This window comes from Sphingomonas sp., assembly GCF_031380695.1.
In the GTDB taxonomy this organism is placed as follows: domain Bacteria; phylum Pseudomonadota; class Alphaproteobacteria; order Sphingomonadales; family Sphingomonadaceae; genus Sphingomicrobium.
Map to the genome: position 1 here is coordinate 1 of NZ_JANMWY010000131.1, position 6,592 is coordinate 6,592.

7 protein-coding genes and 1 tRNA gene are annotated in these 6,592 nt (G+C 63.6%); 1 reads left to right on the forward strand and 7 read right to left on the reverse strand.

Annotation, left to right across the window (positions count from 1 at the left end; translation table 11 throughout):
* Window positions 1-183: 183 nt before the first annotated feature.
* The 3 genes from RMN84_RS04780 to RMN84_RS04785 form a co-directional block, all read right to left on the reverse strand.
* Window positions 184-609 (reverse strand): hypothetical protein, encoded by a 426-nt coding sequence (locus RMN84_RS04780; RefSeq protein ID WP_309611059.1) that lies wholly within the window; start codon window positions 607-609, stop codon window positions 184-186.
* Complete coding sequence (locus RMN84_RS12285; RefSeq protein WP_405051437.1) at window positions 531-854, reverse strand: HGGxSTG domain-containing protein; 324 nt, start codon at window positions 852-854, stop codon at window positions 531-533. Before RMN84_RS12285 ends, RMN84_RS04780 begins: the two co-directional genes overlap by 79 nt.
* 565 nt (window positions 855-1,419) lie before the next feature.
* Window positions 1,420-1,496: transfer RNA gene (locus tag RMN84_RS04785), tRNA-Met, on the reverse strand.
* Window positions 1,497-1,652: 156 nt separating this feature from the next.
* Here RMN84_RS04785 and RMN84_RS04790 point away from each other — a divergent pair.
* Window positions 1,653-2,066, forward strand: a complete 414-nt coding sequence (locus RMN84_RS04790) for a DUF3775 domain-containing protein (RefSeq protein WP_309611060.1) — start codon at window positions 1,653-1,655, stop codon at window positions 2,064-2,066.
* On the opposite strand, the gene RMN84_RS04795 is transcribed toward RMN84_RS04790, so the two are convergent.
* The 4 genes from RMN84_RS04795 to RMN84_RS04810 all read right to left on the reverse strand — a co-directional run.
* Window positions 2,059-2,568: a 2'-5' RNA ligase family protein gene (locus tag RMN84_RS04795; protein ID WP_309611061.1), complete on the reverse strand. Its 510-nt coding sequence runs from the start codon at window positions 2,566-2,568 to the stop codon at window positions 2,059-2,061. The two genes, RMN84_RS04790 and RMN84_RS04795, sit on opposite strands and share 8 nt — an antisense overlap.
* Window positions 2,565-3,125, reverse strand: a complete 561-nt coding sequence (locus RMN84_RS04800; RefSeq protein ID WP_309611062.1) for a PRC-barrel domain containing protein — start codon at window positions 3,123-3,125, stop codon at window positions 2,565-2,567. Before RMN84_RS04800 ends, RMN84_RS04795 begins: the two co-directional genes overlap by 4 nt.
* 44 nt (window positions 3,126-3,169) lie before the next feature.
* Window positions 3,170-5,104 carry a potassium transporter Kup gene (locus RMN84_RS04805; protein WP_405051438.1) on the reverse strand — a complete coding sequence of 645 codons (1,935 nt, stop codon included), beginning with the start codon at window positions 5,102-5,104 and terminating at the stop codon, window positions 3,170-3,172.
* A gap of 49 nt (window positions 5,105-5,153) precedes the next feature.
* Window positions 5,154-6,592, reverse strand: a 1,439-nt coding sequence (locus RMN84_RS04810; protein WP_309611063.1) for a KUP/HAK/KT family potassium transporter, incomplete at its 5' end; no start/stop codon positions are given.

The following is a 6,592-nucleotide window of genomic DNA, read 5'->3' on the forward strand; positions in this document are numbered from 1 at the left end:
GTCGAGGGCGCCGCACTAGCCCGGTCCGGGCGGCGCCCTTGCCTGATGAGCCGGGCCACGAATTCCGCCACGCCATGGCCTTTTTATAGTCCCGCAGGTTTTGCTGGACGCAGCCTAGAAGCTTCGTCCTGTGATGCTCGCGCGCGTGCGCGTAGGGGTGGAAAAATTTACCTTGCGCTGGTATCAGCGCGTGCCTGCGCAACAGAGGTAAGAGTCCCCATCGCCACAGGTGCAGGCACCCCGTGCACTCTTGGCCGCCGCTGCCATAAAGGCCGGATCGCGGGCGATGGCCGCCACGATCAACCTCAGCGATGGCGTTGGCCTTGCCCCCTGCTCGGCATCCCGAACGACAGAGTAGGACAGGGCGAACCGCTCGGCGAACTTGCGCTGGCTCAGCTTAAGGTGCCGGAAGCGCAGCCGGAACAGGTGGCGAGCAAAACCGTCCTTTCCAAAGTCGGGATCGAATATCTTTGCCGTCATATCCGCACACACCGCTTTTCGTCGCTTAGAATAGGGCGCCTGGGCAATCTTCAACCGGCGACCGGCGAGAACTCGCGCAACAAGCTGAGCAAGGCGATCGTCTCGGCCGAGCGCGAGCCGTGCTTCCAAGCGTTCCGGTTGCCAGCGGGGGCACCAGGATTAGTCCCGCCGTGCATGCGGCACCGCTTCCGCCCGTGAACCGCTGGGGACTGGCACTCCGTCCCGGAGCGGGTCCGGGCCAGGCAACGCGGCGATTGCGTTAGGCGCTCCGGGTGCATGGGATTGTTCGACTGATTCTCCATTTTCGATACCCCCTGCATGATGATGAACTTGATTGGCGATGACGGCCTGCCCGCCTTCATTGACATGCACATGGCGCACTGTTTGCTCGCGGGGTTGGTGCAACTTCGCCAATGCTTCGAGTGTGGCTCGACTCTGGGCCCGCACTGCACTTAATCTCGGGTTTGACAGCGCGACAAGGAGATTTGCCGTCCGACTGAAGGCCTCGAGCTGTTCGCGACAGCATCGGCCATCCGTTGACAGGCCAAGCGGAGAGCCAGAGAGCCAGAAACCGCCCTCGTCGATTTCAAATCCGAAGCCTGGGAGATTTAGGGCCAAGTCTCCATTTCTGCCTGTGCGCCTTGAAACTTCGCTTTTACGAGAGCCGTCACCCTCGCAATATATCCGGATTTCTTGCCCGAGTGGAAGGTGCTGCAAATTGATGCGCCCGTGTTCGAGTATCTGCGAATAGCAAGGCGTTGGCCATAATGCGACGCTCTGCGGTAACCGCCATGTTGCATCTGTGTTGCACGGAGGAGCTGGGAGCAAAGCGGAAATGGCGGAAAGCGGGGATAATCAGGCGCAGCAGAATGCAACACGAGATGAGGCAGCAAGAGGCCCCTTCCCGGTCCCATCCGTTTGAAATTTAACAATTTAAAATGGTAGCGGAGGAGGGACTTGAACCCCCGACACGCGGATTATGATTCCGCTGCTCTAACCAGCTGAGCTACTCCGCCCCGAGGGGGCCTGCGGCGAACCGCGGCGCGGCGAGCCTATACGGTGGCGGCGGTTAGTGGTCAACGGATCGTCCTTGGCGCTGCCCCAATGTCGCGATTTCTCACGGAACAACGCAGGGATACGTGACGTTGGCGCAGTCAAGGTGGAGAGACATAATGGAACCGACGACCCCGATCGAAACGCTATGCCGCATCGTCCTGCGCGGGCGGGAATATGAAGCGCAGACGGCGACCGACTATGACGGCGGCGAGGCGCCGGAGAATATCGACGGCGAAGATGGCGAAGCGCTGTCGGTGCTCGACGACGCGGTCAACGACAGCGTCGAGGCAGAATTGAGGAGCCAGTTCGACGATCTGGCCGAGGACCAGCTGGCCGAGGTGCTGGCGTTCTGCTGGGTCGGGTCCGGGACCTATGAAGCGAGCGATTGGGCCGAGGCGCTGGAGGCCGCCGGCGAAGAGGGCCATGGCGCGATCAACGAGTTGATGGACATGCCGATGCTGGCGGCGACGCTGGAGGCCGGAATGGCGGCGTTCGACATCAGTTGCGACAGTATCGGCGACCTCAGCTAGTACGGCGGAAGCGCCAGCGCTGAACCGTTTCCCACGGGCCGCCCAGGTAGCGGTGGAGGGCGAGGCCGGCGAGGCCGAGCGGTCGCGGACGGAAGCTGCGCTCCTTTTCCGCCATCAGGTCGCGGGCGATGCGCGGGTCGACCTTGTTCTGGATCGTGACATGGGCGCGCCAGCCCTGAGCGTCCTGCGCGCTCAGGCAACCCGAGAACGCCTCGGCCAGTTCACCTCGCACGTCGTCGAGTTCGTCGGAGACAATGGTGTAGGCCACGCCGCCGCCGAGGCTCCGCAGACCGGCAAGCGTGGCGCGTGGGGCCGGCGCGTCGGCGGCCTCGGCCAGGCGGCGGCGAAGCTCGACCTCGACCGACGGCGGGAGCGCGTGGAACAGGGTGAGGTGCGCCGACAATATGTTGCGCTCGGGCGGGAAATGCGCGCGGCGCTCGGCATCGAAGAAGGCGAAATCGGCGGGGGCGAAGTCGGCGGTGACGATCAGCGGGGCGTTCACCGCCAGTCGTCCTTGGCGACCTGTTCGAGCCGTTCGAACGCAGGCCGGTCGAGTGCCGTCGTGACAGAGTTGCCGGCGACCTTCGCGTCGCGCCACGGCAGGCGACGGACGGTTTCGCCAACACCGCCTACCCCGCCGCTGGACACGACGAGGTAGGCCAGCGAACCCCGCTCTGACGCGGCCATCGCATCAACGCAAACACCAAGATCGGTGCCGTCGGTGGTCGTCAGCTTAGCTCTGGTGAGCAAGGAGACGGGGAATAATGTCTCGCCCGGGCGCGCTTCGCTGGCCGTCGCGGCGCGCTCCGCCCCCTCCTCCAGCTTGGCCTGCCGACCGAGCCAGCGCCAGATGCCGAAAAAGTTGAGCGCGGTCAGGATGATGTTCTGCCACAGCAGGTTCGACTGGCCGGTCGTGATTCCAAGTGTGAGCCACGCCAGCGAGCCGACGGTAAAGACGACGAACCCCCAACCGGTGGTCCGCGTGCCGAGGTTGGACGCCGTCATCAGCGCGGCGATGGTCGTTGCGATTGGCGCGACCCAAGTGGCTAAAGATTCCATATCGGGCCTAACTGCCGAAGCCGGCGAACTGTTGCGAACGAAGCCTAAATCTCGACCTGACTGCCAAGCTCCACCACCCGATTGGTCGGCAGCTTGAAGAATTCCATCGCGCTTTGGGCATTGCGCAGCATCCAAGCGAACAGCTTCTCGCGCCAGATCGCCATTCCCGGCCGTTCGGCGGTGAGCAATGTCTGGCGCGAGAGAAAGAAACTCGTCCGCATCAGGTTCGACGTTCCGCAACTCTCGAGCTTGGCCAGCGCGGCAGGGACGTCGACCTCTTCCATGAAGCCGTAATGAAGGGTCGTGCGGAAGAAGCCCTGGCCATAATCTTCGCTCGTTACGCGGCGTTCCTCGGGAACGAAGGGCACGTCGCTGATCTGCACCGTGACGAGGATGTTGCGCTCGTGAAGCACCATATTGTGCTTGAGATTATGGAGCAGCGCCGGGGGAACACCGTCGCGCGCGCTGGTCATGAACACGGCGGTGTTGGGCACGCGCATCGCGCTGGCGGCGGCGGACTTGATGAACACCTTTAGCGGCAGCGAGTCGGCGTTCATCCGCTCGATCATCAGCTGGCGACCCCTCGCCCAGGTGGTCAGCAGGGTGAAGGCGATCGCGCCGATCAACAGCGGAAACCAGCCGCCGGCGAAGAATTTCGTCAGGTTCGACGCGAAGTAGATCCCGTCGATGAACATGAACAGGCCGATCACGACGACGACCAGGGCCATCGGCCATTCCCACACCTTGTAGGCCAGCACGCCGAGGTTGAGCGCGGTGATGAACATGGTGCCGGTGACGGCGATGCCATAGGCGGCAGCGAGATTGCTGCTCTCGCGGAAGCCCAGCACGAGCAGGATGACCAATATCATCAGCGTCCAGTTCATGAACGGGACGTAGATCTGGCCGAGCGCGCGCTCGCTGGTGTGGGCAATGCGCAAGCGCGGCATCAAGCCGAGCTGGATCGCTTGCTGGACGACCGAGAAGGTGCCGGTGATAACCGCCTGGCTAGCGATGATCGTCGCCGCAGTGGCGAGGATCACGAGCGGCAGGCGCAGGCTGTCGGGGGCCATGTAATAGAAGGGATTCTCGGACGCCACCGGGTTGGCCAGCATCAGCGCACCCTGCCCCAGATAGTTGAGGATCAGCGCCGGAAAGACGATCCACAGCCAGGCGAGCGTGATCGGGCGGCGGCCAAAATGGCCCATGTCGGCGTAGAGGGCTTCGGCCCCGGTGACGCACAATACGACCGAGCCGAGCGCCAGGAAGGCGAGCCCCGGATCATTGGCGATGAAGCGCCACGCCCAAACGGGATTTAGACCCGCGATGACCGAAGGGTTCGCCGCGATCTGGATCACGCCGAGGGCGGCGATCACGAGGAAGTAGAAGATCATCACTGGCCCGAACAGCCGCCCGACCGCGTCCGTCCCGCGCGACTGGATCATGAACAGGCCGATCAGGATGACGATCGAAGCCGGGATGACAAACGGCGTGAAGCTGGCGTTGACCGTCTCCAGCCCCTCGACCGCCGACAGCACAGACACTGCGGGCGTGATCATCGCGTCGCCGAAGAACAAGGCCGTGGCGGCGATGCCGAGCATGACCAGGCTGCGGCCCCAGCGGTTGCCGCCGGTCGATCGCTGAATGAGGGCGAGCAGGGCAAGGCTGCCGCCCTCCCCCTTGTTGTCGGCGCGCAGGATCAGCCAGACATATTTGATTGTCACGATCGCCACCAGCGACCAGAACATCAGGCACACGGTGCCGAAGATGTGGAGCCTGTCTACCGCCAGCGGGTGGTGGCCGACGAATACTTCCTTCATTGCGTAGAGTGGGCTGGTGCCGATGTCTCCGAACACCACCCCGATCGCGCCGAAGGTCAGCGCCGCGACCGAGCCTTGCGGCTGACCGTGGCCGCCGTGAAGGGTCTCGGCAGGCGGGTCGGTCGCCGGGGGCGCGCCGACGGCGACGGACGGGTCGGTCATTCGGGAATCCCTGGGGTGATCTTGGGACGCTGCGCAAGCGGAATGAGCGTTAAATCTCGACCTGGCTGCCGAGTTCCACGACGCGATTGGCGGGAAGCTTGAAGAATTCCATCGCGCTTTCCGCGTTGCGCAGCATCCACGCAAACAGTTTCTCGCGCCAGATCGCCATCCCGGGCCGCTCCGACGAGATCAATGTCTGGCGGGCGAGGAAGAAACTCGTGTCGATCATCCGATAGCGCGGGCCGCAATCCTCCAGCATCGACAGCGCAGCGGGCACGTCGACATCTTCCATGAAGCCATAGCGCAGGATGATGCGATAGAAGCCCTTGGACAGGTCCTCGGTCGTCAGGCGTTTGGCCGCATCGACATAGGGCACGTCCTCGATCCGCACGGTGAGCAGCAGGACGCGCTCGTGCAGCACCTTATTGTGCTTGAGGTTGTGGAGCAGCGCATGCGGCACGCCGACCGATGCGCTGGTCATGAACACCGCCGTACCCTGGACCCGCACCGCGCTGCTGGTCGCGGATTTGATGAACACGTCGACCGGGATCGCTTCCTCGTTCATCCGGACGATCATCAACTTGCGCCCGCGCGCCCAAGTGGTGAGCATGGTGAAGGCGATGAAGCCGACCAGCAGCGGGAACCAGCCGCCAACCGGCACCTTGAGCAGATTGGCGGCGAAATAGGTGACGTCGACGATCAGGAATAGCGCGACGATCGCCCCGGCGAGCAGGCGGTTCCACTTCCACAGGGTGAACAGCACGACCGCGATCAGCAGCGTGTCGATGAACATCGCACCGGTCACGGCGATGCCATAGGCGGCGGCGAGATTCGACGAGGTGCGGAAGTTGAGGACCAGCAGCAGCACCATCACCATCAGCGCCCAGTTGATCGCCGGGATGTAAATCTGGCCGGCGGCGGTCTCGCTGGTGTGGGTGATGCGCAGGCGCGGGATGAAGCCGAGCTGGATCGCCTGCTGGGTGACCGAGAAAGCGCCGGAGATGACCGCCTGGCTGGCGATGATCGTGGCAAAGGTGGCGAGGATCACCAGCGGTAGTCGGAGGGTTTCGGGAGCGAGGAAGAAGAAGGGGTTCTTGACCGTTTCGACCGCCTGCTCCGGCGGGAGCGCGAGCAGCATCGCCCCCTGCCCCATGTAGTTGAGGATCAGCGCCGGCAGGACGAAGAACAGCCACGACACGCGGATCGGGTTGCGGCCGAAATGGCCCATGTCCGAATAAAGTGCCTCCGCCCCGGTTACCGCCAGCACGACCGACCCCATGGCGATAAAGGCGCGGATCGGGTCGGCGGTGTAGAAATGGGCGGCGTTGAGCGGGTTCAATGTATGCCACAGCACTGCCGGATGATCGACGATATGCCACCCGCCAAGTGCCGCCAGCACAACGAAATAGAACAGCATGATCGGCCCGAACAGCGCGCCGACGACCGCCGTGCCGCGCGACTGGATCAGGAACAGGCCGATCAGGATGA